The sequence below is a fragment of the Thermus sp. H19.2 genome (assembly GCF_054979525.1).
On sequence record NZ_JBUFDB010000002.1, the window covers coordinates 140,278 to 166,413 of the forward strand.

The following is a 26,136-nucleotide window of genomic DNA, read 5'->3' on the forward strand; positions in this document are numbered from 1 at the left end:
AGGCTTTTGGCCCGGGTAGAGGGACTACGGGCCGGCATTTGGTGTCTCGGGGAGGGCGCGGGCACCCGCCCTCCCGGGGCCAAAGCGCCAGGCGCTCCCCGAAGGGGCGGGGAGAAGGGCTTCGGGCCGGAGGCCTTATTGCCCCGAAGCTCGCAAACCGGGACAAACGGGCTATCCCCAGGGCCGCGCAGGCGAGGGATAGGGGCTCCCTTGGGAAGAAAGAAAAAACCGGATAGGGGGCACGCCAAGCCCAGGACGAAGGGAGAAGGGGAGGCAGATCCCGCCTCCCCTTCTCCCTTAACGCCTCCTTAAGGCAACCGCCCGACTAGGGCTCCGTAGCGGTAAACCACCAGCGCATACTGGTTCCCCACGGCCACGTCATGGGGGTGCGCTTGGAAGGGCGTGTCCTGGACCGTCCAGCTCTGGCCGTCGGTGGAGGTGATGATGTAGGCGTAATCGCTGGTGAAGTTGGTCACCCTCCCCACCGCCATGAGGAAGCTTCCCGTCCAGACGATGCGGTCAAGCTCAACTGTGCCATTCGGCAGCAAGGGCGAGGGAGGTGGGGTTAGCGACTGCCAGGACGCTCCGTCCGTGGAGTAATAGATCTCACTACTGCTCACCGCCACGAACTTGCCGTTCCCAAAGGCCACGTCCCGGAGGTAGTCCTGGGGCCCGCTCTGAAGGGTCCAGTTTGCGCCGTCGGGGGAGGTGTAGACCGCGTTGCCCCCCACCGCCACGAACTTGCCGTTCCCGTAGGCCACGCCTTCGAAGTCTTCCCCGTTGGTGCCCGAGGCCAGGTTCCAGCTCGTGGCGTCGGGGGACTGGGAGTAGACGATGGCCCCGTTCAGCCCCACCGCCACGTAGGTCCCGTTCCCGTAGGCCACGCCTTCAAGGCTCTGGCTCGTGGGGGTGCTCACCTGGCTCCAGGAGCTTCCGTCGGACGAGAGGTAGACCCGACCGTACTGGCCCACCCCGATGAACCCCCCGTTCAGGAAGGCGAGGCGGTCGACGCCGGCCCTGGGCGTGGGGTCACTCACCCGCCAGGCCGGGAAGGGCCCCTCGGCCGCGGTGGCGAAGACCGTGCTCGGGTAATCCACCACGGCCAGCACGAACTTTCCGTTCCCGTAGGCCACGGGGCCAGGGTAGTTGGTGTCGAAGCCCGTGGTCCAGTCGGTCAGGTTGAGGGAGACGGCGAACCCATCTCCCCCCATGAAGACGTACGTGCCTCCAGCGAAGGCGATGCCGCTGGCATTGCGGATGTAGCGAGGGAGGGAGGCGTAGTTGGGGTTGGCCGTGGTGCCATCGTAGGCCCAGATCTTTCCCTCGGTAGCGGCGAGGAACCGGGTGCCGTCAAAGCCAAGCCCAAGGTATCGGTATGAAGGTATGTCGGGCGGCGTCAGGGAAGTCCAGGACCCCGTGGGGTTGTTGGGAGGCGAGGCGGTGGCCGCTCCGCCCCCACCGTACCGGAACCCTATGGCCACGAACTGCCCGTTCCCGTAAGCGACCCTTTGTAGCTCGGAGCCCTCTGCGGCCACCTGGCTCCAGGTCTGGCCGTCTTGGGAAGCTAGGGCGACTCCGACCTGGTTACCAAGATTCTGCCCCACCGCCACGAAGTAGTCCCCGCCCAAGGCCAGGTCGTAGGGGACGAACTGGGAGGAGGGGTCGCTCAAGGAGCCGGTTTCCCCCACCTTGGTCCAGTAGGTAAGGTCCTGGGAGGCGTAGAGCCACCCAGCGCGGGTGTAGCCTTGGTTAAGGATATAGCCTTGTACCCACCCCATGGCGTAGTAGCTTCCGTCCTTGTAGACGATGCGGGTGAGGAAAGACGGCTTAGGTGAAGAAGGTGTGGCGCTGAAGGGGTGCGGGGTCCAGGTACGCCCGTCCGTGGACTCCCATACCTGGTTGTTGAACACACACCCAAACGGACCACCTCCCTCATCAACGGCCACAAAGCGCCCGTTGACAAAGCTTAGCTGCGACAGCCGGCAACCGGGTTGCTGGGGCAGCCGCACCGCCTCCCAGCTCTGCCCGTCGGAAGAAACGAGCACCGCCTCGCCTACGGCCACGAAAACCCCGTTCCCGTAGGCCACCTCGTAGGCGGGGAAGACGGGGGTCCAGGTGAGGGAGGGTCCCGAGCCCTGGACCGGGGCCGCTTGGACGGTGAGGGTGAGGGAGGCGGTGCGGTCCTGCAGCCCCTGAGCCTGCCCGCGCACGGTGAGGGCGTAGTTCCCGGCGGGCACGTTCTGCCCCACCTGCAGGGTAAGGGTGGCGCTGTTCCCCGTGGCGGGGTTGGGGTTGAAGCTCCAGGCGATCTTGTCCGGAGCGGGGCTCGTGGCGAGAGGAGCGTTTCCCTCCAGGGAGAGGGTCACGCCCCCCGTGAAGTTCTGCCGGGTGAGGCTCACGCTCACCTGGCCGCTAGACCCCTGCTGAAGCGTGAGGGTAGTGGGGTTCAGGGCCAGGTCGTAGCTCGGGGTGGGCCCACCCCCGCCGCCCCCGCCGCCCGAGGGGGCGCTCACGGTCACGGTGAGGTCCACGTCCTTGGTGAGGCTCCCCGAGGTCCCCCGCACCTTGAGCCGGTAGGTGCCCGTGGGGGTGGAGGAGAGGGCGGAGAGGGTGAGGGTCTGGGTCACGGGGTTCGCCCCGGAGACCTGGACGCTACCCGGCGAGAGGCTGAGCCCTTGAGGCACTTGGTCCTGCCCCGCCGCCAGGGCGAGGGAGACCGTCCCCGTGAAGCCGTTCTGGGGGGTCACGGTGAGGGGGGTGGCGCTGCTTCCCCCCTGCTCCAGGGCGAGGCTCGTGGCGCCCAGGGCCAGGGTGAAGCTGGGGGGTGGGGCCACGGTCAGGGTGAGGTCCCGCTCCGCCGCCTTGTCCCCGTAGCTGACCTTGAGCTTCAGGGCGTGGGCCCCGGTGGGGGCGTTCCCCGCCACCTGGACCTGGAGGCCCACCTGGGCCTGCCCTCCCTTGGGCACGTTGAGGGTGGCGCTGGTGGGGGAGAGGCTGAGCCAGGAGGGGGGCTGGCCGTTCTCCGTGACGCTCAAGGACACCTGCCCCTGGAAGCCGTTCTGCGAGGCGAGGGTGAGGGTGAGGGAAAGGCTCCCTCCCTGGGCCACGGCGGGGCTGTCCGGGGTCACCCCGGAGAGGGTGAGGTCCTGGGGGGGCGCCCCCCCGCCGCAGGCCGCGAGGAGGAGGGCGAGGCCCGCCAAAAGCCAAAGCCGCTTGCCGCTCATGCGCTGCCTCCTTTCCGGGACCCCTGGGGTCCTTGCCTCCATCCTCCTCAGGGGGGCTTACAAAAATCTTAACGGGCAGGTCCTGGGACCAAGAGTCCCACCTCGAGGCACACCTCCCTTCCCTCCTGCCTGGCCCTGGCCTCCGCAACGAGGGCGAGGAGGCCTTCCAGGAGGAGCCTCCGGTAGACTGCCACCCGGAGCCCTACCTCCTCCGCCGGGAGGGGGACCTCCAGGAGGACCCCCAGTACCGCCCCCCAACCTCACGGCGAAAGGGACCTCGCGGTCCTCCAGCCCGAGGTCCAAGGCGAGGCCCGGGACGAACTCCGGCCGACCCCCGAAAAAGAAGGGCCTCGAACCCCACCTGTAGTGCGCGAAAGTAATATTTCGCGAAGGAATTCCCTCCCGGCCAAGGGGGGTGCCTTCTCTCTTTTCTGGAAAACCCTCGGCACTGGGAAGCCCGTGGACGGGCCGTGAGCCCGGGGCAAGACTTTCCCCCTAGGGCGTAGGGGTGCTTCCCGCCTCAACCCGGAGGGCCGTAAACGGCTCGTTGGGCTAAGCCCTGGACCCGTGTCCTTCCCCCGAATCCGCTGCCGGGGGTCTGCCCACATCAAGGGGTCCAGAAGCGAAGGGCCGGGAAAGCGCCCAGGTCCCGGTAGTTCAGGGTCCAGACGGGCACCCCAAGCCGCAGGGCGAGGAGGGCCACGCTGGCGTCCTCCAGGGTGCCTTCCCAGCCGGGAAGGTGGGTGAGGAGGAGCCTGGCCTCCTCCAGGTCTTCCAGGGCGAAGGGAACCACCACCGCACCCTCCACCACCTTCGCCAAACCTTTCCGCGCCACCTGCGGCCCCGCCTCGTAGAGGAGCCACTTGAACACCTCAAAGAGGATGGGCATGGGCACGAAGAGACGCGTACCCCCTTTGGCGAGGCGGCGGAAGCCCCTCACCGCTTCCTCGTGGTCGGGGTCGGAGCGGTGGAGGAGGGTGATGAGGGGCCCCGCGTCCAGGACCAGCCTTGGGGGGATCACCGCTCCTTTCGGATGAGGGCGTCGTGCTCCCGGGCGGAGCGCTCGGCCTTCCCTACCAGCCCCGCCACTTCCAGAAGGGCCTCTGGGCGCTTGAGGAGCTCGCGCTCCAAGAGCTCCCGCACCAGGGCGGAGAGGCTTAGGCCGGGGCGGGCCTTGCGGTAGGCCTCTATTTCCTGGGCCAGATGGTCGGGAAGGTAGAGGGTCACCCGCATGTCATACATCATCATACTACCCTGCCCAAGGGGGAGAGGGGGGCGGTGAGGGCTAGGCCACCCCCTTGCGGCCCAAATCGGAGGACGGCGGGGGGAACGCGCGCGGTGGGATAGACAGGGTCGCGCCTTTCTGTGCCCGGGGTGGTGTTGCCGCTTCAAGGTAACTTCGCTGACCCACCGGTAGCCCATCTCCAGAGGCTTCCGCCGCGCTGTCCCCGGGTGGAAGGTGACGAAGAAGCGCCCCTCCAAAACCTCCAGAAGCCGGGGGGCCGCCCACCCCTGGGCAGCCAGGCGGATGACCTGGGCCCGGCGGTGGACCTTGAAGGGGACCACGGGGTTGGTCTCCAGCTCCCGGAGCTGGGCCTCCGCAAGTTAGCTTCGCTGACCCTCTGGGGTCAGGTGGATATGAAGGGGGGCAGGCATGTAGATAGTTTAATGGGCACTTGAGTGCCCCCATATAGACTCTGAGGCACTCTTCCCCCATCTAGGGCCTTTTTCTTCCTGGCAAAAAGCGGGGGCGGTACTCCCCGCCCCCGCTTCATGGCCGTGGGTTCAAGGGGACGTGCAGAGCGCCCCCGCCGAGGTATGGGCGAAGATGCCGCTGCCGAAGGCCACGGACATGGCGCTAGCTCCGCAGCTGGTCGGCACGATGCGCCAGTTCTGCCCATCGGTAGAGACGAGCACCTTAGGGCCGCTCCAGCTTCCCGCCACCACCGCCCCGTTGCCGTAGGCCAGGCCCGCGAGGAGGCCCACGTCTTGGTTGTAGTCGTAGGGATTGTAGAAGTTCTGGAAGCTCCAGTTCACCCCGTCGGAGGAGGTGCCCAAGAGGCCAAGGGTGCCCACCGTCACGAACTTGTCCCAGTCGGGGACGTAGAGGACATCCTCAGGGGTGCCCGCGCCCCAGGGGGTTTGGGGGGTGCTGACGGGGGTCACGTTCCAGGTGTTGCCATCGCTGGAAATGGCCACCATCCCGTAGGCGCGAGAGCTGCTGTCAAACAGCACTCCCACGGCCACGTACTTGCCCTGGCCGAAGGTGAGGCCCTTGATCCGGAACTCTGTGTACCCTTGCGGGACGGGAAGGGGAACGGAGTTCCAGGTGAGGCCTCCGTCCTGGGAGAAGTAGAGGTACCTAAAGTTCCAGGCGTTGCCCCAGGCCCAGAGGCGGTCGTTGACGTAGCGCACCCTCTCGAGGGGCATGCCGTCGCCATACTGAGCGGAGCAGGAGGGGAAGTTGGGATCCCTGGCCCCGTAGATGACTTGCCAGGTCTGGGCGTTGTCGGCGGAGACCATGACCAGGCCCGAAAGGTACCCCACCACTACCCAAGTTTGGTGGACGGGGTCGTAAGCTACGTCCCTGGGCCAGCCACAAAGGGTATTGTCCTCAAAAGTTCGGGTGAAGCTGCCGTCCTGCGGGTTGTAGACATAAACGCGGGAATAGCTGGTGTAGCCGTTCGCCCCGGCCACCACGAAGATCCCGTTGCCGTAGGCCACCCGCTGGAAGTTGAGGTCGGCCACCCCGACCCCGGTCCACACGTCCACGGTGAGGGGCTGCTCCCGCACGATGCTCCCCGAGCTCGCCCTGAGCCGCACCGCGTACCCCTTGCCCGCGCCGGAGAGGGGGATGTTGTTGTCCGCCAGGACGTAGACGGTGAAGTTCTGGGTCCCCGTCACGTTCACGCTGGCCGGGTATAGGCTCAGCCCCAGCACCGGGTTGCCCCCTTCGTCCACCAGGGAGAGGTTCACCTGCCCCCGGAAGCCGTTCTGGGGGGTGAGGGTGAAGCTCACGGTGTTGTAGGACCGCAGCGAGGGGTTGCGGGCGGTGGTGACGGCGCTCGGGCTCACGGGGCTGAGGTCAAAGCTCGGGGGCTGGACCACCTGGACGCTGAGGGGCTTCTCCTGGACCACGTTCCCCCCTTCCGCCCGCACCTTGAGGCGGTAGGTGTCCGGGGCCACCCCCTGCCCGGCGCTCACGGTGGCGGTCACGGTCACGCTCCCCCCGGCCTGGAGGCTGATGGGAGAGGGGTCGGTGGCGGTGATGGCCAGGCCCTGGGGCAGGGGGTCCTCCCCGTCGGCCAGGCTCAGGGTGACCTGCCCCTGGAAGCCGTTCTGGGAGGCCAGGGTCACCTGGAAGGCGGCCGTGCTCCCCTGGGAGACCGAGAGGGGGTTGGGGCTCGGGTCGGAGAGGGTGAAGGTGGGCGCCGGGGTGAGCAGGGCCACCGGGTCCACCACCTGGCCGTTGGCCTGCCCGTCGGCGTCCAGGGCCCCGCCGTCTTGCACCTGGTAGGTGGCGGTGCTCCCCGAGAGCTGGGCCCCGGGGATGTCCTGCCAGGCGTTGCCCTGGTACTTCTTTAGCACCGCTCCCTGGGGGATGGCCTGGGGGAAGGTGAGGGTCACGGTGAGGGTACCTCCCTGGGCCACCTGGGCGGTGAAGGCGATGCCCCCGTAGGGGGCCTGGAAGCCCTGGGGCGGGGTCACGCTCTGGGCGGTGGGGCCTTGGGCGAAGGTGCCCCCCTGGAGGGCCACCCCCACCGGGCCCCCAGGGGTGGTCACTGTGCCCGAGGTGGAGCCCCCACCTCCGCCGCCCGAGGGGGCGCTCACGGTCACGGTGAGGTCCACGTCCTTGGTGAGGTTCCCCGAGGTCCCCCGCACCTTGAGCCGGTAGGTGCCCGTGGGGGTGGAGGAGAGGGCGGAGAGGGTGAGGGTCTGGGTCACGGGGTTCGCCCCGGAGACCTGGACGCTACCCGGCGAGAGGCTGAGCCCTTGAGGCACTTGGTCCTGCCCCGCCGCCAGGGCGAGGGAGACCGTCCCCGTGAAGCCGTTCTGGGGGGTCACGGTGAGGGGGGTGGCGCTGCTTCCCCCCTGCTCCAGGGCGAGGCTCGTGGCGCCCAGGGCCAGGGTGAAGCTGGGGGGTGGGGCCACGGTCAGGGTGAGGTCCCGCTCCGCCGCCTTGTCCCCGTAGCTGACCTTGAGCTTCAGGGCGTGGGCCCCGGTGGGGGCGTTCCCCGCCACCTGGACCTGGAGGCCCACCTGGGCCTGCCCTCCCTTGGGCACGTTGAGGGTGGCGCTGGTGGGGGAGAGGCTGAGCCAGGAGGGGGGCTGGCCGTTCTCCGTGACGCTCAAGGACACCTGCCCCTGGAAGCCGTTCTGCGAGGCGAGGGTGAGGGTGAGGGAAAGGCTCCCTCCCTGGGCCACAGCGGGGCTGTCCGGGGTCACCCCGGCGAGGGCGAGGTCCTGGGGGGGTGCCCCCCCGCCGCAGGCCGCGAGGAGGAGAGCGAGGCCTGCCAAAAGCCAAAGCCGCTTGCCGCTCATGCGCCGCCTCCTTTCCGGGACCCCTGGGGTCCCTACCTCCATCCTCCTCAGGGGGGCTTACAAAAACCTTAACGGGCAGGCCGGTGCCCTGGGATGTGGACCCCTAGACTAGATGCCCTTTTTGAGCTAAGGGAGGCTTTCTGAAAGGCCAACTTCAACCCCCGGACCAGTTTCTCCCGTAGGAGGCCCAGCCCGGGGGTAGAAGCTTTACCCCTTAGGGGAGGATTCTGTGAAGGCCCGTTAGTGAGGAGTTGAGGTGGAAAGGCGCGTAGACAAACTCACCCGTTGCACCCCGCACCACAAAGGGCACCCTCCACACTCCCCATTGGGCCTCCCCGGCTGGGTAAGTCCAGACCGGGTTCTGAAGGTCCAAAGTGTCCGTGGCAACCTTCATGACGGTGGGGAAGCGGGAGGTGTAGACGAGGTAGACGTATCTACCATCGGGGGTGAAGCCGAGACCGCCTAGGCCATCAGCAGACGGTCCTCCGTAGAGCTTGTAGTCCAGCAGGGTTCCGTTCTGGGCGTCGTATACCATCAAAAGACCGTCCCCCTGGCCTTGGTTGGTGTAGGGCGGGAAGTTCATGGTGGTGCCCCCGACCAAGTAGAGCTGGGAGCCGTCCGGGGTGAGGGCGATGTCCACCGGGTAAGCGGCTCCGGTGTAGGGGGGCGGCAGCTGCCCGATGAACTGCTTCCCCCAGACAACGCTCCCGTCCGTGGGGCTCAGTTTGGCCACCCAGCCCGAGCCCGAAACCGGGTCTCCGGGATGCGAGGGACCGTAGAGCGAGTCAAAGAGACTGCCGAAGGCCTCCCCCGCCACATAGATGGAGCCGTCAGGCCCAACCACCAGTCCGTTCTGGGCGTCGGTTTCCACCCTGTAAGTAGTCGTGTTTCCTTGTGAGTCGGGCGGGGTGGTGCGGGTAGCGGCAAACTCCCGGCGCCAGATAAGAGCACCCGTGGCGGCGTCTAGGGCCTCCACTACGCCGTAGGGTGGAATTCCCTGAGGGCTGTTGCTCAAGTTGTAGGACAGGTAAACCCTTCCCCCTGGCCCAACCGTGACCCGGGACCTTCTGTGGTTTGCCGCAGAATCTGCCGGGTCAAACCGCACCTCCCAGAGGGTTGCGCCCGCCGGAGAAACCTTTCGGAGGGTGAGAACATAGCGCCCGTCCACTCCTACAGCACCCTCGTAAGTCTCAATGAGAACGTAGATGTTTCCCTGGTCATCCACGGCGATGTCCTGGGCAGTGTTGCGGAAGCATTGAATCCCCTGCAAGCGGTAAGGCGAAGGGGTGAGGAGGCTCCCGTCGGGGGCGAGACCCAGAATGTAAAAGCAACCATCGTTTCTCCGGATGATCCCGAACACATTGCCCTGGGAATCGCCGGCGATAGGATCAGGAACCACGATCGTCCCCGACAAGAACCGCCCGGACCAGACGAGCCCCGGAGGAGAGGCCACCACCCTGAGGGTGATGGGCACCTCCTGAACGATCTGGCCCGCGCTAAGCCGCAGGTGCAGGGCGTTATCCCCCGGAACCCAGAACTTGGCGACATCTTCGCCGGAGCCACCGCTGGTTACGGAGAGGGTAATGCTGTAGCGGTTCTCGCGCTGGGGGTCTACGTCGACGGAACGCGGATTCAGCCCAAGCCCGCCAACGGACTCTCCGTTCGCCCCCCTAAGCTCCAGGCTCACGGTGTTGCTCAGATTTGAGGAGGGGCGGACGAAGAGCTGGAACGTAACGGAACCAGAAAGGGTGCCGTAGTAACCGGAGTTGCTCACCTGCACTTGTAATAGGGAGGGATTGACCTCCACGGGAGGTTGGACCGTCACGCTGAGGGGCTTCTCCTGGACCACGTTCCCCCCTTCCGCCCGCACCTTGAGGCGGTAGGTGTCCGGGGCCACCCCCTGCCCGGCGCTCACGGTGGCGGTCACGGTCACGCTCCCCCCGGCCTGGAGGCTGATGGGAGAGGGGTCGGTGGCGGTGATGGCCAGGCCCTGGGGCAGGGGGTCCTCCCCGTCGGCCAGGCTCAGGGTGACCTGCCCCTGGAAGCCGTTCTGGGAGGCCAGGGTCACCTGGAAGGCGGCCGTGCTCCCCTGGGAGACCGAGAGGGGGTTGGGGCTCGGGTCGGAGAGGGTGAAGGTGGGCGCCGGGGTGAGCAGGGCCACCGGGTCCACCACCTGGCCGTTGGCCTGCCCGTCGGCGTCCAGGGCCCCGCCGTCTTGCACCTGGTAGGTGGCGGTGCTCCCCGAGAGCTGGGCCCCGGGGATGTCCTGCCAGGCGTTGCCCTGGTACTTCTTTAGCACCGCTCCCTGGGGGATGGCCTGGGGGAAGGTGAGGGTCACGGTGAGGGTACCTCCCTGGGCCACCTGGGCGGTGAAGGCGATGCCCCCGTAGGGGGCCTGGAAGCCCTGGGGCGGGGTCACGCTCTGGGCGGTGGGGCCTTGGGCGAAGGTGCCCCCCTGGAGGGCCACCCCCACCGGGCCCCCAGGGGTGGTCACTGTGCCCGAGGTGGAGCCCCCACCTCCGCCGCCCGAGGGGGCGCTCACGGTCACGGTGAGGTCCACGTCCTTGGTGAGGTTCCCCGAGGTCCCCCGCACCTTGAGCCGGTAGGTGCCCGTGGGGGTGGAGGAGAGGGCGGAGAGGGTGAGGGTCTGGGTCACGGGGTTCGCCCCGGAGACCTGGACGCTACCCGGCGAGAGGCTGAGCCCTTGAGGCACTTGGTCCTGCCCCGCCGCCAGGGCGAGGGAGACCGTCCCCGTGAAGCCGTTCTGGGGGGTCACGGTGAGGGGGGTGGCGCTGCTTCCCCCCTGCTCCAGGGCGAGGCTCGTGGCGCCCAGGGCCAGGGTGAAGCTGGGGGGTGGGGCCACGGTCAGGGTGAGGTCCCGCTCCGCCGCCTTGTCCCCGTAGCTGACCTTGAGCTTCAGGGCGTGGGCCCCGGTGGGGGCGTTCCCCGCCACCTGGACCTGGAGGCCCACCTGGGCCTGCCCTCCCTTGGGCACGTTGAGGGTGGCGCTGGTGGGGGAGAGGCTGAGCCAGGAGGGGGGCTGGCCGTTCTCCGTGACGCTCAAGGACACCTGCCCCTGGAAGCCGTTCTGCGAGGCGAGGGTGAGGGTGAGGGAAAGGCTCCCTCCCGGGACCACAGCGGGGCTGTCCGGGGTCACCCCGGCGAGGGCGAGGTCCTGGGGGGGCGCCCCCCCGCCGCAGGCCGCGAGGAGGAGAGCGAGGCCTGCCAAAAGCCAAAGCCGCTTGCCGCTCATGCGCCGCCTCCTTTCCGGGACCCCTGGGGTCCCTACTCCCATCCTCCTCAGGGGGGCTTACAAAAATCTTAACGGGGTGCCCCCAAGGGGGCCGGGTCCGGGTTAAGGGTGCGCGGAGGGGCTCCCCCGTGGCGGGCCGGGTGGTGGAGGTGGTGGTGGCCCAGTAAGACCGCTACTTGAGCAGGACCACTCGGAGCTTCCCCTCGTACCGGGCCAGGTCGGCGTCCGTGGTCCAAAGCTCCTTCGCCCCCGCCTCCAGGGCCGTGGCCAGCACCAAGGCGTCCACCAGGGGCAGGTAGAGGCCATGGGAAAGGCGGGCCGCCCGCTCCCCCAGGGTCCAGTCCGGCCAGACCACCCGGCAGACGGCGGGGATGGTTTGGAGGAGAAGCTCCACGTCCTCCTTGTCCAGGACGCCCTTCAGGCCCAGACGCAGGAGTTCCACCAGAGAGAGGCCCGACACCACCCCCTCCCTCTCCCCTTCCGCCAGGGCCCGCCACAGGGCCCCGGCCTCCTCGTGCCCCTCCAGGAGGCGGAGGAAGAAGCCGGTGTCAAGGGCGGTCACGCCGCCCCTCCTCCAGGAAGCGGTGGGCCTCGCCGGCCACGCGGCTCTTCCCGGCCCGCTCCAAGACCCTCAGGCCCAAGGCCTTGCGTCGGCGCTCCTTGAGGTAGGCCTCCAGGGCCTCGGCGGTGAGGGCGCTCATGGACTTCCCCTCGTTCTCCGCCGCCTGGCGGAGGAGGCGGGCCAGGTCCTCGGGGATGTGAACGGTTATGCGCATACAGAAAGAGCATAACACGAGGCGTGCGGAGGAACCAGGTCGAGCCCCACCGCATCCCCGTCCACTTCAGGAGCTTCCCCGAAGCCGCTGTTTCGGGAGGGCCCTTGAGCCTCCCCAGGACCTTGAAGGGAATGGAGCGGTGGGAGGCCACGCCCCCGGCCACGGGGTGCGCCTCTTGGTCCAGTAAAGGTGAGCCTCTATCGGGCCAGGTGCTGGCCTTCACTCCCGGGGCGTTTCAATCCTCTATGAGCCTAACCCTTGCCCTCCAAGAGGTCCATCACCCCCGCCAGGGCCTCCGCCAGCGAAACCACCCAGAGCCCCCTTACCCTCCTCCCCTTGAGGGGCCCAAAGTGGCGGCGGTCCCCGGTCACCAGGGCCTCGGCGCCGGCGCTCCAGGCAGCCGCCAGGATGGGGGCATCCTTAAGGGGTAGGCCTTCCGCCAGCGCTTTCCGCACCAACGCCATCGGGGCCTCGGGGACCGTCTGCACCCGCTCCCGTATCCGCTGGAGGCAGTCCAGGGCCTCGGGCCGCTTGGCCTCCAGGTTGCGCCGGGCCTCCTCCAGGGCGTGGGGGGAAGTGAGGAGGAGGACCTTGGCCCTGGGCGCCAGCTCCAAAAGGGCTCGCGCCCGCCCCTCTTGCCAGCAAGCGGCGAAGAGGACGTTGGCGTCCAGGAAGAGGCGGTGGAGCCTAACGGGGGAGGGCGGCAAGGCGGGCGCGCTCCTCCTCGGTGAGGGTGTCCTCGGCCAGGAGTTCCTGGAGGCGCTCTTCGGTGTAGACCTCTAAGGGGTAGACCCCGGCGGGGCGCAGGAGAAGGCCCCCTTCGGGAGCGAGTTCCACCAGGAAGTAGGCCTCCCCCTCCACGCCCAAGGCCTTGAGGAGGCGCTTGGGGATGGAGAGTTGGCCCTTTCGGCTGAGCTTGGCCAGCTCCACGGTTTCAGTATACCAAAAAGTTGGGTTTCTTTGTTTCCCACTTATCAAGAAGGAAAGGCCCTGGTTGTGTGGCATCCTCACCGGCCTGAAGGGATGAGGGAGCCACTAGGTGGTGGCGATGGCGGCCCCGGGCAGGCGCGGCATCCGGGCCTAGGCCCTGAGGATCCTGGAGGAGGCCCTTGGCCCTAAAGGACCCCTTCCCGCTTCTCCTCCTCGTAGAGCCTCTCCAGCACGAACTCCTTGAGGAGGGTCTGGTAGCCCTTGCCCTTCCTCCTCGCCATGGCCTGGAGCCGCCGCAGGAGGTCCTCGTCCAGGCGCAGGAAGATGGCCCACGTCCTGGGGGCAGGAGGCCTTCCGGGGGCGGGGCCATGGCCTCCAGGAGGGGCTCGCCCAGCTCGTGCTCCGCCCAGAAGTGGGCCTCTTCCGCCTCGCTCCCAAACTCGGGGATCTCCTCCAGGCTTTGCACCTTGCGCTTTTCCCTCATCTACTTCCCCCTTTTCCGGTACCGCCTTTTCTCCCCCGGGGAGGCGTCCCGGGCGGTGATGACCCGCACCCTGCCCCGCCTGCAGGTAAAGACCAGGAAGAGGGCCCGGCCCCTTTCCGTGGCTCCCAGGGCCGCCCAGCGCTCCTCCCCCCGCTGGGAGCGGTTCTTGAGGACCAGGCGGAGGGGGTCGGTGAGGGCTTCCTCGGGACGCACCTGCCGGGCGATGTGCTCGGTGTTGGCCTCGTCCCAGTCAACCTCCACGGGGGCGGCTTACTCCTTCGGGTGTATACCATGGCATACACGGGAGGGGAGCGTGGCCACCGGGACCCACCAGGTGGAGCTCTTTGGCGTGTGGGGGGGAACCCACCCCGCCTCGAGGTCATCGCCCGGGTGAGGCCCCGGTCCCCTTCCCCGTGACCGCCCCTGCGTGGAAGAAGCCCGGGCAGGCCCTCAGCGGCCCCAAAGCCGTTCGATGATCCACCAAACGGGGTTCGGAGTGCGTTCTATGATGGGCTCCATGTACTCAAGGAAGCCCTCAAGTTTCTTAAGGAAGTCCTCAAGCTCTTCCGGTTCTATCCCCCCTTCATAGTGTTCGTAAACGATGAGGCCTAGGGCCACCACCTGGCCCCGCTCCCTGGCGGTCAGTTCCTTAAACCGCTTGAGAACCCCCTCGGGAGCCCGCACCTGTACCGGTTCGCTGGCCTCCCCTGGCCCCAGGGGCTCCTGGCCCAGCCGCCGGGCGCGCTCCTCCCGGGGGATCCGCTGCAGGTGACTACCACGTGGCATAGCTCCAGTGTAGTGGGGTGGCAGAGTTCTGCCAATAAGGACTAGGCCATATAAACGCTGCCCCCAACTCCACCTCAATGGGCCTTCCGGTGCCTCGTTGGTCTTGTGAAAGCCATCGCTAGGCCACATGGGCCTCGTCCTGGACGTACTTGGCAGAGGTCTGCCAGCCGTGACAGGAAGGGGGGCTAGATGCAGGGGGATTGAGCGCCGTGCAGGACGGTTCTGGCAGAGGTCTGCCATTTTCCTACCCCTCTCAGAGCCGCCAGAGGGCCTCGAGGGGGAGGGCGTGGAGGTCTTTTACTACCGCAGCCACTCCGGGGAGGAGGTGGACCTGGTGCTGGAGGGACCGGGGGGGAGGGTCGTGGGGGTGGAGGTCAAGGCCCGGGGGAGCCTCCGCCCGGAGGACCTGCGGGGCCTAAAGTCTCTGGCGCAGGCCCTGGGCCCCCGGTTCCACCGGGGCGTGGTCCCCTACCTGGGGCGGGAGACTGTGCCCTTCGCCAAGAACCTCCCCTCAGGAGGAGGGCCACGGGGCGGTCCTCGAGGGCCCTCCGGATGGGCGTGGCCAGGTGCCGGGGAAACACGGCCCATTCCCATCCGGGCTTCGGTTGAAAATCAACCGCATGGCGGTCTAAATTCCGCCACGCCCAAGAGACCGGCCTCCGGCCTGGGGAAGCGGAGGTGAAAGGGTGATGCCGAACCCCACCCTCATCCACGTGGCCCAGGTCTTGGCGGGCCGCTGCCCGAGGCGGCTTCTTCAGGGCCTGTCGCGCAAGGCGGAAAGGGCGAAGGGCCCGGGCCCCGGCGAGGACCGCGGGGAGGCCCACCACCGGGAGGTGGACCGCCTCCTCGCCCTCTACCGCGAGCGGGGCTACTGGGCCAGGGCCCGGGTGAACGTGGCCTTCCTGGAACGCCCCCTCTTCCTCACCGCCGAGCTGGACCTGGTGGTGGCGGACGGGGGAAAGGCGGCGGTGGTGGAGGTGAAGACCGGGGAGCTTCGGCTGGAGCACCTCTTCCAGGCCCTCCTGGCCTGGGCGGCCTGGGCCCGGTTGGAGGGCCGGGTGGGCCTTAAGCGGAAAACCTTCGCCGTCCTCTGGCGCCCGGACCTGGGCTTCCCCCTTTACCTGAAGGCCCCCGACCCCGAGCTCCTGTTGGCCCGGGCCCGGGAAGCCCTGGAGGCCCTCCTCGCCGCGAGGCCCAAGGTGGGCCTGGGGTGCAAGGGCTGCCCCCTGGCCCGGGAGGGGAGTTGCCCGGAGGGCCTGGCCCACCTGGGGGGTGGGGCGTGAGCCCCCTTGACCCCTTGGGCCTCGGCGCCCCCCGGGGCCCCTCCCTCGCGGTCCACTTCTTCGCCCTCTCTCAAGTCCTCGAGGTCTTCCGGGGGGCGTGCCCCGCCCGGGTCCTGGAGGAGGCCCGCCGGGCCAGGAAGGCGCCCCGCTCCCGGACCCCCTCCCGGGGCAAGGGGGACTCCCTCCGGTCCCAGGCCCTAAAGGCGGTCCTCGCCCGGTTCCCCGGGGACTACCGCCTGCGCTTTAAGGCCCGGCTGGAGCTCCACTTCCCCCAGGCCGTGGTTCGGGCCCAGCTGGACGGGCTCCTCCTGGGCCGGGGCGAGGCGGTGGGGCTCAAGTGGGCGAGAACAGCGAACCCCAGGAGGGACGCCCTCGAGGCCCTGGGGTTTGGCCTCCAGGGCTTCGCCCAGAGGAACGGCCTCCGCCCCCGCCTCCTCCTGGTCGCGCCTCACCGCGCCCTTCCCCACGCCCTCGCCCCCGTGGGGAGCCCCGCTTACCTGCGGACGGGGGAAGGCCTCCGGCGGGCGGTGGAAGCCCTACGCCAAGGCGCCCCGATGGCCGGCCGGGGGTGCGGGGGCTGCCCCCTCCGCCACGGGTGTCCCGCCCGGGCCGTCTAGAGGGCCCCGGAGGGGGCGGGGGTGGAACCGGCTCCCCGCCCTCTCCCCTAGGAACCCCAAAGGCGGTGCCCAGGGCCGGGAAGGGGGACGGGCTTGGGTTATACTGAAGCGAGGAGGTTGTACCATGACCTACTCGGTAGGTCCCAAGGGGCAAGTGGTCATCGCCAAGGAGATCCGGGAGCGCCTGGGAATCGGCCCCGGCTGGCGGGTGGTCCAGCGCCTGGTGGGGGACCACGTGGAGCTCTACTTCCTCCCCCCGCCCCACAAGGCCTCCCTCAAAGGGCTCCTCCGGGACCGGATCCGGGGCACCGTTTCCGAGGAGGCCTGGCCACGGGCGCGGGAGAGGGCCTGGCGGGCCTCCTGGGAGGAAGCGTGAAGGCCTTGGTGGACTCGAGCCTTCTCGTACGCTACCTCACCGGGGACCCGCCCCACCTGGCGGAGAAGGCCGCCCAGGTCCTGGACGGGGAGGAGGCCCTAGGGATCACGGAGGTGGCCCTGGTGGAGACGGCTTACGTGCTGGAGTCGGTGTACGGCGTGCCCCGGAAGGAGGCGGTGGACGCCCTTTTGGCCCTCCTCCAGAAGGAGAACCTGAAGGCGGTGGGCGGGGACAAGGAACTCTGGATGCGGGCCCTCCTCCTCTGCCGCCCCTCGAGGAGGGTCTCCTTCGGGGACGCCCTGATCTGGGCGGCGGCCCTGGCCTCTGGGGTGAAGCGGGTCTATACCCTGGACGCCCGCTTTCCTGGGGAGGAAATCGTAGTGGGTCCACCGGAAGCCCCGGGCCCGAGTTAAAATCCCCCCGAGATGGGAAAGACCAAGGTTTTCCTCCCCTTGGCCGCCCTCCTCCTCGCGGCCTGCGGCAACCTGACCCTTCCCGGCCTTCAGCCCAAGCCCTTCACGGGGGCCCTGGACCTCCCCTCCCCCCTCCAGACCGTGGCCCCCGGGGGCGAGGTCCAGGTCCCGGTGCGGGCGACCTTCAACGACCCCGAGGTGGCCTCCGTGACCCTCACCGTGCGCCTCGCCGATCCCTGCGCCAAGGGCACCTCCAACTGCCCGGGCTGGGACGCGAGCCGCTACCCCGGGGTGGCCCACCCCACGGGGAGCTACGCCCTGACCCCCGCGAGCCCCACCGCCGCCCTGACCTTCCGGGTGGACCCGGGCGCTATTCCCCAGGGCCCCTTCAAGTACGAGCTCGTCCTCTCGGGACAGGACGCCTCGGGGAAACCGGCGGAGGAGGTGGTGCCCTTCTACCTGAAGGTCCTCGCCCCCGGGGAGCGCTCGGGGATGGACGCCTGGAACTTCTGGCGGGACTACCTGGACCTCCCCCGGGTGAAGGAGGACCCCGAGTGGAGCTTCTGGGCCTGGCTGCACAGCCGCTACATGGCGATGAACTATCCCAACCAGCTCCCCCATAATGAGGACCTTTCCCAACCCTTTGCCAGCTCCTGGGGGCAGCAGGCGGGCGTTAAGGGGAACGAGTGGATCTACTTGTACAAGATGAATGGTCAGCCCTACTGGCCTCCTGAGGAAGCTTCCGTAAACTGGTGGATTGCTGCTCCTTACCATCGGCTGCCACTAATCGACCCCCGGGCGGTAAACGGAGGCTTCGGGATTTACAAGGACCTGGGGCCGATACCGGGTTATGGGGACGGCTTTGGGCGCTCTTCGGCTACCTTGCCCAAGTTTTACGAATACCCACCTAACGTTGGGCAAGTCCTCTTCCCTGCCCCCGATAAAACCGTGCCCTTGAACCTTTACCAGGGCCGGGAGAATCCCAACCCCACTGCGCCCTGCTCCCACCCCTCCATGCCCCAGGTCCGCCCCTTCCTGACCCAGGAGGGCCTTACCTGGGACGACGGGACGGGCGTGGTGCGCACCCCCATCGGCCTCCCCCTCACCCTCCAGACCTTCCCCTCCTCCCCCGTGGACACCCAGGTCCTGGACGCCAGGCTCACCCGCCTCTCCGACGGGGCGCTGAACCTCCTCTGCGCCTACGGCAGCCTGCAGTACTGGGAGGGGCGGGACTTCTGGCGCCAGAGGGCCCTGAACGGCCTTCGGGGCCGGGGCGCCGTCGTCGCCCTCCCTCACGACCCCCTCACCCCCGGGGCGGAGTACGAGGCCTACCTGAAGGTGCGCCTGGGGAGCGAGGTGCGGGAGTTCACCTGGCGCTTCTCCGTGGCGGCCCAGGGCGACCTCAGGCCCCTCCGGGTGGAGCCCTCCTTCGAGCTCCAGGAGGGGCGCTAGAGGCCTAGAAGAGGGGGAGGGGCCTGGCCCCTCCCCCTTGGCCTTTCCCCTACCTCGCCCCCTTCACCAGGGCCACGCACCGGGCGGCCCCGAGGGGGGAGAGGAGGGCGCAGGCCTTCAGGGCCTCCTCCCGGGGCCGGGTGGCGAGGAGGGCGGAGGCGAGGCCCCGCCAGCAGAGCTCCTCCCCGTAGGGGGAGCAGAACTCCTCCGCCGCCCTCAGGATCTTTTCTCCTGTCCGCTCCACCGCCTCCATGCTCGCCCCCACGCGGCAGTAGGCGAGGAGCTCCCCCCGCCCCTGGGCGCAGATCCTTTCAGCGCTCCGCTCCCCTCCCAGGTGGAATCCCCCCCGGGAGAAGGCCGCCCGGCCCACGTAGAGGGCGCAGGCCTCGGGGTAGGGCATGGCCTCGCACACCACCGCGGACCGGGAGACCCCTTCCTCCACCAGCCGCAGGCCCTGGACCTCGGAGCAGGCCCGGGCCATGGCCGGGGGAAGGCCCCGGCAGGGGGCGGTGGGGTTGCCCACCAGGGGCCCCGCGAGCCGCTTCCTCATGTACCCCCGGGCGCAGAGGGGGAGGTCCTCCCGGGCGAGGAGGCGGCAGGCCCCCTCCGCCAGGGGGACGGGCAGGTGGAGGCGCCCCAGGGCGGCGCCGAGCCGCCAGGCGGGCTTCCCCCCCTTGGTCTGCAGGTAGAGGGCCCAGGCCGCCCCCCCGAGGAAGAGGAGGAGGACCAGGATAAGGAGGCCGAAGGCGCCGAGGATCCTTCTCGCGGTCACGGTTTCACCTCCAAGGAGCCCTCCTCCACCGCGCAGGACACGTGGGCGAGGAGGGACCGCCCGGGCCGCTTCCACCCCGGCTTCGCCCAGTAGCGGTAGAGGGTCACGCTGGCGATCCAGCTGGTGGGGGCGCGCCCCTCGTTCCAGAAGCGGCAGAGGTAGCGGGCGAGGCCCTCCGCTCGGAGCCTGCCCGAGGGGCTTTGGGGGTTCACCTCCCACCAGACCTTCCGCCAGTGCTCGCCCCCCGAGAGGAGGACGGGGAAGCGGGGGACCTCCTCGGGGCGGTACTCGGGGGAGAAGCCTAGAAGCGCCCGCCAGGGGTCCACCGCCCGCCCGGTGAGGGTCACCCCCACGGCCCCGACCCAGATGGCCTCCTTCGGGGGGGCGGGGGCGAAGTGCCCCCAGCGCAGGTCGAGGCCTAAAGCTTCCAGGCTCCCCGCCAGCGTTTCCGGGGCCTTCCGGTAGTCCCAGGGCCCGTAGAGGGAGTAGGCCCCGTAGGCCAGGGAGAAGAGGAGGGCGAGGGCCACGTGGAGCCTCCCCGGGGGGCGGAAGGCCAGGGCGGGGAGGTGGGCCCGGGTCCAGGCCGGGGAGGGCCTCCGGTCGGCCACCAGGCGGTAGGCCCGGTCCGCCAGCCAGGCGAAGCCCGGGAGGCGCCAGAGGAGGGCGAGGGGACGGAAGGGGGAGGCGAGGAGCAGGGCCTGGAAGCCCCGTCCTTCCACGTGGTACCGCCCCCCGAGCTCCACCACCCAGCTCCGCCTCGCCTCCAGCAAGGCGAGGGCCTCCCCCTCGGCGGGGCGGACCTCGACCCGGGCGAGGAGGAGCCGGACGAGGACCTCGCTTATCCGGGCGCAGAAGCCGCACCCCCCGTCGTAGTGGACCACCGCCCGCCCCTCTCCCCTGAGCTTCCCCCAAAGCCTCCCGAGGAGGCGCCAGGCCTCCGGGGGGACGAAGAGGGCCAGGAAGGCGAGCATGACCAGGGGAAAGCTGCCTATGTCCAGGAAGAGGAGGAAGCCCAGGTGGAGGCTCATGAGGAGCCCCACCCCGAGGAGCCTCAGGGGCCAGGGGGGAAAGAGGAGGAGGAAGGGGGCTCCCGCCTCCACCAGCCAGGTGTAGCGGGAAAGCCAGGGCAGGACCCCGGGAAACCGCTCCAGGAACAGGACCCCGGGGACGGTGCCGTAGCTGATGAGGGCGTTCGCCACCGCGTCCGCCCGGGCGAAGTAGGCCTCGAAGTCCTTGGCGACGGCGTTCAGGAAGTAGGCGGTGAAGGCGAGGAGCAGGAAGGGGAGGAGGACCGGGGTGCGGACCGCCTCGGGGACGGGCCCGCGGAAGAGGGCCGCTCCGACGCCCCAGGAGCCCTCCAGGGGAAGGAGGACGGAGAGGAGCAAGAAGGCGGGCATGAGGGCGTGCCCCGTGTTCAGGAGCCAGGGGTTCCGGGCGTCCAGGGCCAGGAGGAGGACCCCCGCCAAGAGGGCCATGGTCCGCGGGCGGTAGCCCAGGCCGAAGAGCAGGACAGCGAGGACGAGGAGGGCGAAGAGGAGGTGGGAGAGCAAGGGATGCCCGAAGAAGAAGGGCAGGACGGGCGGGACCAGGCGGTACACCTCGTCCCCCTGGAAGAGCCCCCCGTCCGTGTACCAGACCCTGAACCAGGGGAGCCGCCAGCGGAGGAGGTCGTAGAGGACCGCGAGGGCGAGGAGGAGGCGGAAGGCGGTGACGCTCGTCAGGGAGAGGACGAAGGGGCGGGAAAGAAGCTCCCCCGCCCGTCGCAGGAGGCGGAAGGCGCGGGGGAGAGCGGGGGACATGGGTCTAGGGCAGGTCCTTGAGGAGGGCCTTGGCCCGCTCCAGCTCCTCCTTGGAGAGCCCCTTTGCCCGCTCCTTGGCCAACGCCCGAGCCGGGAGGAAGAGGGGGTCCCGGCCCGCGGCCTTCAGGAGGTGGGCGAAGCCCTCCACGCGCTTGCCCCCGTCCATGAGGCAGAGGCCGTAGACGGCGCGGAGTATTGCGCTCACGCGGAGCTCGGGCCGGGCGAAGTACTCCCCGGCGAGCCGGCAGGCCTGGGGGCGGCCCTGGGGCTGGACGTTGCCGAAGTAGAGGTCCCAGACAAGGAGGCCCGTGGCGTTAGGTTCGAAGCCCGTGAGCGGTCGGGCGAGCTCCAGGGCCCGCTTCTGGTCGGGCTCGCCCCCCAGGCCGAAGTAGAGCATGTAGGCGTACCAGCCGCGGTAGATGAAGTGGCCGCCCTCCGCCGCCTTGCGGGCGAGCTCCCGGGCCTCGGCGAGGAACCTCCCCTGCTCCTCAGGGTTCTTGGCCTGGTAGGCCCGGTCGGAGGCGAGCCGTGCCCTGATGCCGAGGGCCACGGGGTCCTCGGGGGCTTTGGCCGCCTCCGCCTCCGCCTGGGAGACGTAGTCTTCGTACTTCAGCTTGCCGTCGAAGAGGCGGAAGAGGAGCCCCGCCAGCTTGCCTCCGACGTAGCCCCGCTCCGCCGAGGCGTCCACGTACTTGAGCGCGGCCTCCTGGTCCTCGGGCACCCCGATCCCGTTGGCGTAGAGGACGCCAAGCCAGTAGCCCGCCCAGGCGCTTCCCCGGGAGAAGGCCCAGTCAAAGTACTCCTTCGCCCGGGCCAGGTCCCGCGGGTAGGCGACGCCGTTTAGGTAGAGCACCCCGAGGGCGGCGGCGGCCTCCGGGTCCTGGGCCTGGTAGGCCTGGACCAGGGCCTGCAGGGCGGCCCGGTCCCCCGACTCCGCCCGGACTACCAGCTGCCAGCCTTCCTGGACGGAGAGGGCGAGGGCCTTGGCCCCGAGAAGGGCACCGAGGACGACGAACCGGATCAGGAGGGAAGCCTGCGTGCGTGCGACTTGGTTCATCTCTAACCTCCCAGGTAGATTTTACCCGCCCCCTTCTCACCAAAGCCCCTGCCTGGGGAGCAGGAAAAGGGAAAGGGCGGTCTTTTTGGGAGGAGGGTCCGGATACTTTCCACGGGCCGATACCTGCGTATTTCGACCGCTTGGAACTCCTATGTCCAGGTTGACGTTCGACCAATCGACGGGATCCTCTTCGGACTGGTCTTGGTCGGTCTCCGTTGAGTCGGTCTGGGTGTCCGGTGGGTCATCGGGCTTCGTATCCTTTCTCGTTGGTTCCCTCGGCTCGCAGTCCTTCTCCTCTTTCCTGTCCACCATCTCGTCCCGGGTGGCGCTGGTGAAGACCACGGTCCCCCTCGAGGACAACCCCCCCTCCCTCGGCGTCCAGTACTTCACCGTCTGCCACTCCTCGGTCACCGTGACGCTCCCCGTGTAGCCCGCGGGGCAGGACTGGGAGTAGGTCTTGGTCCAGGTCCGCACCACGCTGTCCCCCGGGGCGGTGTAGTAGCCTGGGTCTGCCCCTTGACAGTCCGCGTCGTAGCAGAGGGTGCCGGGGAGGGGCCCGGCGTAGGTCGCGGTCGCCGAGGCGTTGCCGTAGGAGCGGACCGTGGCCTGGGCGGGGGAGACGGACTGGAGGGTGTAGACCTCGGTCCAGGAGACGGAGCCCTGGGACCTCGAGACCGAGGCCTCTGCACTCGCCGAGGTCCCGCGGACCTGGGGCAGGGCGGAGAGGCTCTGAGAGCCGCCACTTCCGAGGGCAGCCCCATAAGGTCCCGCACTTGCGTTCCTAGAGTTGTCCCCAAACTCAGAGAGGGAGGTACAGGATGGCGTTCTCCAGCTCCCCGGGCCACGCGGTAGCCAAGAGGAGCTCCAGATCCTCTAGGATCCGGCCTACGCCAACGCCCCGGCGCAAGAGGATGAGTCCCGGCATAGGCTTGCCCCCCTCTATGCGCCGCGCGGCCTCGGCGCTCAGGGTAGCCCGGTCCCGGGACACCACCACCCGCCCTTCCCTGGCAGCCCATTCCAGGATTTCGGGGTCCGACCTCCCTCCAAGGCCCACATCCACCACCCGCACCACGTCTAGCCCAGGGTGGCGCCGCCTCAGGCCCAGGAGGAGGGCCTTCTCCACGTTCTCGTCCAGTAGGAGCCTCACGCCCTACCCAGCCGGGCTAGAAGGGCCTTAGGAAGGTGGGCCCTGGCCCGCTCCTCCGCCTCTCGGGCCTCCCTCTTTACCCTCTTCCGGTAGGCGGCCACCTCCTCCGGGTGGCGCAGGGCCCAGGCCAGGATGGCGTACACGTCCGCGAGGTTCAGGATGGGGTAGGCCAGGACCATCTCCTCGGGGGAGAGGCCCCCCTCGTAGGCGTCCAGGAGGTCTTCTAGGTAGACCCGGGTGCCCTCTACCCGGAGGCCTCCGGCCTCGTCCGCCACCAGGGGGATCCGCTCGGTCAGGACCATGCGCCTCTCAGTATACTCGGGGCAGTCTAGCCAATAAGCCTGGTCGCTCATGTCGCGTCGCTATGTGCGGCCCTTTAGGAAACGAGAAAGCTGGTACCCTATGGCCCCCGCTCGTGATGAAGGGGATTTCCTCTGAGAGCACCGTGATCTGGGCGGCGGCTTTGGCCTCTGGGGTGAAGCGGGTCTATACCCTGGACGCCCGCTTTCCTGGGGAGGAAATCGTAGTGGGTCCACCGGAAGCCCCGGGCCCGAGTTAAAATCCCCCCGAGATGGGAAAGACCAAGGTTTTCCTCCCCTTGGCCGCCCTCCTCCTCGCGGCCTGCGGCAACCTGACCCTTCCCGGCCTTCAGCCCAAGCCCTTCACGGGGGCCCTGGACCTCCCCTCCCCCCTCCAGACCGTGGCCCCCGGGGGCGAGGTCCAGGTCCCGGTGCGGGCGACCTTCAACGACCCCGAGGTGGCCTCCGTGACCCTCACCGTGCGCCTCGCCGATCCCTGCGCCAAGGGCACCTCCAACTGCCCGGGCTGGGACGCGAGCCGCTACCCCGGGGTGGCCCACCCCACGGGGAGCTACGCCCTGACCCCCGCGAGCCCCACCGCCGCCCTGACCTTCCGGGTGGACCCGGGCGCCCTCTCCCAGGGCCCCTTCAAGTACGAGCTCGTCCTCTCGGGGCAGGACGCCTCGGGGAAGGCGGTGGAGGAGGTGGTGCCCTTCTACCTCAGGGTGCTCAAGCCGGGGCAGCGCTCGGGCTTCGACACCTGGAACTTCCTGCGGCAGTACGCCGGGGTCCCGCCCCTGCAGCAGGAAGACCCCGAGCTCGCCTACCGGGGCTGGCTGCATGCGCGCTACTACGCCTACAATGGCCACGTGGCTTGTAACCCCAACCTCTACGCCCATAGCGAGGTCCCCGGCTACCCCTTCGCCTCCCCCGAGGGCGCCTCGGTGGCAGGGAACGACCTGGGGGACGCGAGCTCTTTCGACTACGACCCCAATCCTCCGGTGTACAGTCTCTTCATCGCCCCCTTCCACCGCTTCGGTCTCTTGGAGGGCTCCCTCTCCACCGGGGGCTACGGGAACTTCCAGGCGGTCCTCCCCTTTTGCCAGTACTCCAACGTGATCACCAACATAGCCGTGACCGCCGCGGGAAACCCCTCCTCCTCTCCTTGGAACCGCGAGGTCCTGGTGCCCGCGCCCGACCGGGACCTCCCCCTGGGGGACTTCGCTAGTGGCGAGAACCCCGACCCCCTGGAGACCTGTCGCGCCCCGGAAAAGGCCCCAGTCCCCCCCTTCCTCTCCCGGTCCGGCCTCTCCTGGACCTGGGAGTGGGTGAACGGGGTGCAGCCCCGCTACGGCTTCCCCATCACCTACGCCAGCGACGCCTCGGGGAACGCCTGGACCTCCACCCGGGTCCTCTGGGCCCGCCTGGTCCGCCTTTCCGACGGGACCGAGGTCCCGGTCTGCGCCTACGGCAGCGATCAGTACTACTCCTCGGACGGACAGTACGGTCCGGCGGGGAAGAACACCCTCTCCGCCTACGGGGCCGTCCTCGTCCTGCCCCACGACCCCCTGGCCCTGGGGCAGGCCTACCAGGTGAGCTTCACGGCGCGCGTGGGCGGACAGACCGTGGAGAAGACCTGGTCCTTCCGGGTGGCGGACTCTTTGCTCTACCCCCTTTTCTGAGCCCGAGTCCCAGGAGCAGCAGGGCCCCCGCCAAGGCGGGGGCCTCGCCCCACCGGGTGTAGGGGGTGAGGCCGGAGCGCTCTTCGTAAGAGACCCGGACGTAGCCCCGCCCCTCCGGCAGAAGGCCTTGGACCCGCCCCAGGGGGTCCACCGCCCCTGTGGGCCCGGTTTCCGCCGCCCGGAGGAGCCAGCGCCCGGTCTCCACCGCCCGCAGGCGGTCCTGGGCCAGGCGGTAGGCCTTGAAGGGGGTCCCGTCGAACCAGCCTTCGTTGGTGAGTACGAGGAGGACCCGCGCCCCCTCCAGGACGACCTTCCGGGCGAGGCGCGGGGAGGTGGCCTCGAAGCAGAGGAGGACCCCGTAGGACCCGAGGGGGTGCACCTCCCCCGGCAGGCGGTCCGGGGCCAGGCCGAGCTTCCGGTAGAACCCCCCGAGCTCCCGGAAGTAGGGCAGCCCCTCGGCGAAGGGGGTGAGCAGAGCCTTGTCCCGCCAGGCCGCGGGCTTCCCGTCCACTACCAGGACCCCCCGGCTGCTGCCGCCCGTCTCCACGCCCCCCACCCAGAGGGGGTAGCTGGGAGGCAGGGCGGTGGCCGTCTCCGGCCAGACCACGAGCCCCGGGCCCTCGGGCGTGAGGTCCCGGTACACCCGACCCAGGTCCAGCCCCTGGAGCTTCACCTCAAGGGGGGTTCCCGCCTCCACCAAGACCGCGGGAAGGTTTCCTTGGGCCTGGGAAAGAAGGGGGATGAGGAGGAGAGAGGCCGGGAGGGGCAGGAGCGCCCAGCGCCGTCCCTCCGCCCACAAGGCCGAGAGGAGAAGCGCGACCAGGCTTAGCCCGTGGGGGCCCACCCAGGCGGCGAGGAGCCGGAGGGGGGTCTCCACGAGCCCTTCTCCGAGGAGGGCAAGGTGGAGGCCCAGGGGCTCGCCCAGGTAGCTCCGGGCGATCTCCGCCACGCCCAGGGCTCCCGCTCGCGCCCACGGCTCGGGCAGGAGAAAGGCCAGGGCGGCGGGGGCGGCGTAGAGGAGGAGGCCGAGGAGGTAGTCCAGCCCTCCAAGCCCCCCCGCCTCGCCGAGGAGGACCCGCAGGAGCGGCCAGGACCACGCCCCGTAGAGCGCCAGGAAGAAGACCGCTCCCTGCCTTCTCTCCAACCTCAAGGCTTCCCCCAGCAAGGCCGGCAGGAGGGGCCAAAGCGGGTAAGGAGCCAGGGCGAAGGCGGCGCACAGACCCAGGAGGACCGCCCGGACCATC

Annotated in this window: 26 protein-coding genes; 7 read left to right on the forward strand and 19 right to left on the reverse strand. The window is 69.3% G+C overall.

Features of this window, described 5'->3' with window-relative positions; genetic code table 11:
• Positions 1-308: 308 nt before the first annotated feature.
• The 12 genes from ACY5J6_RS12970 to ACY5J6_RS13025 all read right to left on the reverse strand — a co-directional run bounded on the left by ACY5J6_RS12970 (position 309) and on the right by ACY5J6_RS13025 (position 13,995).
• The gene (locus ACY5J6_RS12970; RefSeq protein WP_462846556.1) at positions 309-3,224 is read right to left on the reverse strand and encodes a hypothetical protein; all 2,916 of its coding nucleotides are present in this window, start codon (positions 3,222-3,224) and stop codon (positions 309-311) included.
• A 68-nt stretch (positions 3,225-3,292) separates the two neighbouring features.
• On the reverse strand, positions 3,293-3,418 hold the full coding sequence (locus ACY5J6_RS12975) for a hypothetical protein (protein ID WP_462846557.1): 126 nt from the start codon (positions 3,416-3,418) through the stop codon (positions 3,293-3,295).
• A 413-nt stretch (positions 3,419-3,831) separates the two neighbouring features.
• On the reverse strand, positions 3,832-4,245 hold the full coding sequence (locus ACY5J6_RS12980; RefSeq protein ID WP_462845485.1) for a type II toxin-antitoxin system VapC family toxin: 414 nt from the start codon (positions 4,243-4,245) through the stop codon (positions 3,832-3,834).
• Positions 4,242-4,457, reverse strand: coding sequence for a ribbon-helix-helix protein, CopG family (locus ACY5J6_RS12985; protein WP_462845484.1), 216 nt, complete (start codon positions 4,455-4,457; stop codon positions 4,242-4,244). The genes ACY5J6_RS12980 and ACY5J6_RS12985 overlap by 4 nt, the downstream gene beginning before the upstream one ends.
• 552 nt (positions 4,458-5,009) lie before the next feature.
• Entirely contained in the window at positions 5,010-7,808 is a 2,799-nt protein-coding gene (locus ACY5J6_RS12990; RefSeq protein ID WP_462846558.1) for a choice-of-anchor U domain-containing protein, read from the reverse strand.
• 172 nt (positions 7,809-7,980) lie between these two features.
• The gene (locus tag ACY5J6_RS12995) at positions 7,981-11,019 is read right to left on the reverse strand and encodes a choice-of-anchor U domain-containing protein (protein ID WP_462846559.1); all 3,039 of its coding nucleotides are present in this window, start codon (positions 11,017-11,019) and stop codon (positions 7,981-7,983) included.
• A gap of 172 nt (positions 11,020-11,191) precedes the next feature.
• Positions 11,192-11,581: a type II toxin-antitoxin system VapC family toxin gene (locus ACY5J6_RS13000; RefSeq protein WP_462846560.1), complete on the reverse strand. Its 390-nt coding sequence runs from the start codon at positions 11,579-11,581 to the stop codon at positions 11,192-11,194.
• A complete protein-coding gene (locus tag ACY5J6_RS13005) occupies positions 11,568-11,795 on the reverse strand; it encodes a ribbon-helix-helix protein, CopG family (RefSeq protein WP_462846561.1) in 228 nt (75 codons plus the stop codon). Before ACY5J6_RS13005 ends, ACY5J6_RS13000 begins: the two co-directional genes overlap by 14 nt.
• A 251-nt stretch (positions 11,796-12,046) precedes the next feature.
• A complete protein-coding gene (locus ACY5J6_RS13010; RefSeq protein WP_462846562.1) occupies positions 12,047-12,502 on the reverse strand; it encodes a PIN domain-containing protein in 456 nt (151 codons plus the stop codon).
• A complete protein-coding gene (locus tag ACY5J6_RS13015; RefSeq protein ID WP_462846563.1) occupies positions 12,483-12,725 on the reverse strand; it encodes an AbrB/MazE/SpoVT family DNA-binding domain-containing protein in 243 nt (80 codons plus the stop codon). The genes ACY5J6_RS13010 and ACY5J6_RS13015 overlap by 20 nt, the downstream gene beginning before the upstream one ends.
• Before the next feature lie 484 nt (positions 12,726-13,209).
• Complete coding sequence (locus tag ACY5J6_RS13020) at positions 13,210-13,470, reverse strand: BrnT family toxin (protein ID WP_462846564.1); 261 nt, start codon at positions 13,468-13,470, stop codon at positions 13,210-13,212.
• A 189-nt stretch (positions 13,471-13,659) separates the two neighbouring features.
• A complete protein-coding gene (locus ACY5J6_RS13025; RefSeq protein ID WP_462846565.1) occupies positions 13,660-13,995 on the reverse strand; it encodes a hypothetical protein in 336 nt (111 codons plus the stop codon).
• Positions 13,996-14,122: 127 nt separating this feature from the next.
• On the opposite strand from ACY5J6_RS13025, the gene ACY5J6_RS13030 reads away from it, so the two are divergent.
• The 6 genes from ACY5J6_RS13030 (at position 14,123) to ACY5J6_RS13055 (ending at position 18,136) form a co-directional block, all read left to right on the forward strand.
• Positions 14,123-14,677 (forward strand): DUF4143 domain-containing protein, encoded by a 555-nt coding sequence (locus tag ACY5J6_RS13030; RefSeq protein ID WP_462846566.1) that lies wholly within the window; start codon positions 14,123-14,125, stop codon positions 14,675-14,677.
• Between the two features lie 7 nt (positions 14,678-14,684).
• Complete coding sequence (locus ACY5J6_RS13035) at positions 14,685-15,278, forward strand: PD-(D/E)XK nuclease family protein (RefSeq protein WP_462846567.1); 594 nt, start codon at positions 14,685-14,687, stop codon at positions 15,276-15,278.
• On the forward strand, positions 15,275-15,895 hold the full coding sequence (locus ACY5J6_RS13040) for a hypothetical protein (RefSeq protein WP_462846568.1): 621 nt from the start codon (positions 15,275-15,277) through the stop codon (positions 15,893-15,895). The genes ACY5J6_RS13035 and ACY5J6_RS13040 overlap by 4 nt, the downstream gene beginning before the upstream one ends.
• A gap of 124 nt (positions 15,896-16,019) precedes the next feature.
• Positions 16,020-16,271, forward strand: coding sequence for an AbrB/MazE/SpoVT family DNA-binding domain-containing protein (locus tag ACY5J6_RS13045; RefSeq protein WP_462841911.1), 252 nt, complete (start codon positions 16,020-16,022; stop codon positions 16,269-16,271).
• Positions 16,268-16,684, forward strand: coding sequence for a PIN domain-containing protein (locus tag ACY5J6_RS13050; RefSeq protein ID WP_462846569.1), 417 nt, complete (start codon positions 16,268-16,270; stop codon positions 16,682-16,684). The genes ACY5J6_RS13045 and ACY5J6_RS13050 overlap by 4 nt, the downstream gene beginning before the upstream one ends.
• 12 nt (positions 16,685-16,696) lie before the next feature.
• Positions 16,697-18,136, forward strand: coding sequence for a CAP domain-containing protein (locus tag ACY5J6_RS13055; protein ID WP_462846570.1), 1,440 nt, complete (start codon positions 16,697-16,699; stop codon positions 18,134-18,136).
• A gap of 49 nt (positions 18,137-18,185) precedes the next feature.
• Here ACY5J6_RS13055 and ACY5J6_RS13060 read toward each other — a convergent pair whose 3' ends face one another.
• The 6 genes from ACY5J6_RS13060 to ACY5J6_RS13085 form a co-directional block, all read right to left on the reverse strand.
• Positions 18,186-18,908 carry a hypothetical protein gene (locus ACY5J6_RS13060; RefSeq protein ID WP_462846571.1) on the reverse strand — a complete coding sequence of 241 codons (723 nt, stop codon included), beginning with the start codon at positions 18,906-18,908 and terminating at the stop codon, positions 18,186-18,188.
• Complete coding sequence (locus ACY5J6_RS13065) at positions 18,905-20,707, reverse strand: DCC1-like thiol-disulfide oxidoreductase family protein (protein WP_462846572.1); 1,803 nt, start codon at positions 20,705-20,707, stop codon at positions 18,905-18,907. Before ACY5J6_RS13065 ends, ACY5J6_RS13060 begins: the two co-directional genes overlap by 4 nt.
• 4 nt (positions 20,708-20,711) lie before the next feature.
• A complete protein-coding gene (locus tag ACY5J6_RS13070) occupies positions 20,712-21,764 on the reverse strand; it encodes a tetratricopeptide repeat protein (RefSeq protein ID WP_462846573.1) in 1,053 nt (350 codons plus the stop codon).
• A gap of 36 nt (positions 21,765-21,800) precedes the next feature.
• Complete coding sequence (locus ACY5J6_RS13075; RefSeq protein WP_462846574.1) at positions 21,801-22,241, reverse strand: hypothetical protein; 441 nt, start codon at positions 22,239-22,241, stop codon at positions 21,801-21,803.
• Between the two features lie 322 nt (positions 22,242-22,563).
• Entirely contained in the window at positions 22,564-22,911 is a 348-nt protein-coding gene (locus ACY5J6_RS13080) for a DUF5615 family PIN-like protein (protein ID WP_462846575.1), read from the reverse strand.
• Positions 22,908-23,213, reverse strand: coding sequence for a DUF433 domain-containing protein (locus ACY5J6_RS13085; RefSeq protein WP_462846576.1), 306 nt, complete (start codon positions 23,211-23,213; stop codon positions 22,908-22,910). Before ACY5J6_RS13085 ends, ACY5J6_RS13080 begins: the two co-directional genes overlap by 4 nt.
• A gap of 269 nt (positions 23,214-23,482) precedes the next feature.
• On the opposite strand from ACY5J6_RS13085, the gene ACY5J6_RS13090 reads away from it, so the two are divergent.
• Positions 23,483-24,892: a CAP domain-containing protein gene (locus ACY5J6_RS13090; protein WP_462846577.1), complete on the forward strand. Its 1,410-nt coding sequence runs from the start codon at positions 23,483-23,485 to the stop codon at positions 24,890-24,892.
• On the opposite strand, the gene ACY5J6_RS13095 is transcribed toward ACY5J6_RS13090, so the two are convergent.
• Positions 24,810-26,135 (reverse strand): nitrilase-related carbon-nitrogen hydrolase, encoded by a 1,326-nt coding sequence (locus ACY5J6_RS13095; RefSeq protein WP_462846578.1) that lies wholly within the window; start codon positions 26,133-26,135, stop codon positions 24,810-24,812. The two genes, ACY5J6_RS13090 and ACY5J6_RS13095, sit on opposite strands and share 83 nt — an antisense overlap.
• Position 26,136 lies beyond the last annotated feature (1 nt).